Annotated in this window: 2 protein-coding genes; both read right to left on the reverse strand. The window is 69.0% G+C overall.

The genetic code is table 11. The annotated features are described in order from the left end of the window. The coding region (locus G3N99_RS40005) for an FAD-binding protein (RefSeq protein WP_206125167.1) at positions 1-322 on the reverse strand (322 nt) is incomplete at its 3' end. Further along, on the reverse strand, positions 322-1,601 hold a 1,280-nt coding region (gene glcD / locus G3N99_RS40010; protein WP_206125168.1), incomplete at its 5' end, for a glycolate oxidase subunit GlcD. The genes G3N99_RS40005 and glcD, both read right to left, overlap by 1 nt.

Consider the following 1,601-nt stretch of genomic DNA (forward strand, 5'->3'; position numbering starts at 1 on the left):
TCGCCGCGAACATGCCGCCGACCGTGGCCGTGCCGCCGAACGACGGCGGCTCGCACGGCAGCATCTGGCCGGCCGCGTCGAGCATCGCTTCGAGTTCGGCGAGCGGCGTGCCCGCGCGCGCGGTGACGACGAGTTCGGTCGGGTCGTACGATACGACGCCGCGATGCGTGCGCACGTCGAGCGTGCGGCCTTCGACGGGGCGGCCGAGGAACGCCTTCGTGCCGGCGCCGCGGATGTGCAGCGGCTGGCGGTCGTGGATCGCCGCGTCGACCTGCGCGACGAGCGCCGCGCTGTCGTCGATCGATTCGATGTCGCGTCGCATCAGAAGCGCTCCAGTTCGGGAAACGGCAGCTTGCAGTGATGGACGTGCATCGCGCCGAATTCGGCGCAGCGGTGCAGCGTCGGGATGTTCTTGCCGGGATTGAGCAGGCCCTGCGGATCGAATGCGGCCTTCACCGCATGGAAGAGCGTGATCTCGTCGGCGTTGAACTGCACGCACATCTGGTTGATCTTCTCGCGCCCGACGCCGTGCTCGCCGGTGATGCTGCCGCCCGCCGCGACGCACAGCTCGAGGATCTTTCCGCCGAGCGCTTCCGCGCGGTCGAGTTCGCCGGGCCGGTTCGCGTCGAACAGGATCAGCGGGTGCATGTTGCCGTCGCCCGCGTGGAACACGTTCGCGACCGGCAGCCCGTATTCGGCGGACAGCGCGGCGATGCCTTCGAGCACGCGCGGCAACTCGCGGCGCGGGATCGTGCCGTCCATGCAGTAGTAGTCGGGCGACATGCGGCCGACCGCGGGGAATGCGTTCTTGCGGCCGGCCCAGAAGCGCTGGCGTTCGGCTTCGTCGCGCGCGACGCGGATCTCGGTTGCGCCGGCATCGCGAAGCAGCGTGGCGACGCGTTCGGCGTCTTCGTCGACGTCGGTCGGCGAGCCGTCGAGCTCGCACAGCAGGATCGCCTGCGCGTCGACCGGGTAGCCCGCGTGGATGAAATCCTCCGCCGCGCGGATCGCGAGGTTGTCCATCATCTCGAGGCCGCCGGGAATCACGCCTGCGCCGATGATTCGCGCGACCGCCGCGCCGGCTTCCGCGACGTCGTCGAAGCTCGCCATCAGCACCTTCACGCTCGGCGGCTTCGGCAGCAGCTTCACGGTGACTTCCGTGACGATGCCGAGCATCCCTTCCGAGCCGGTGAACAAGGCGAGCAGGTCGAAGCCGGGTGCGTCGAGTGCGTCGGCGCCGAGCGTGAGCGTGTCGCCGTCGATCGTCAGGATCTCGACCTTCAGGATGTTGTGCACCGTGAGGCCGTATTTCAGGCAGTGCACGCCGCCTGCGTTCTCGGCGACGTTGCCGCCGATCGAGCATGCAATCTGTGATGACGGATCGGGTGCGTAGTACAGGCCGTATGGCGCGGCCGCTTGCGAGATCGCGAGGTTGCGCACGCCGGGCTGTACGCGCGCGATGCCGGCATCGGGGTCGATGTCGAGAATCCTGTTGAACTTCGCCATCACGAGCAGGAGGCCTTTTTCAAGCGGCATCGCGCCGCCCGACAGCCCGGTGCCCGCACCGCGCGCGACTACCGGCACGCCGAGCGCGGCCGCGA

Origin of the sequence: Burkholderia sp. Ac-20392 (genome assembly GCF_017104585.1) — a bacterium.
Classification (GTDB): Bacteria; Pseudomonadota; Gammaproteobacteria; order Burkholderiales; family Burkholderiaceae; genus Burkholderia; species Burkholderia lata.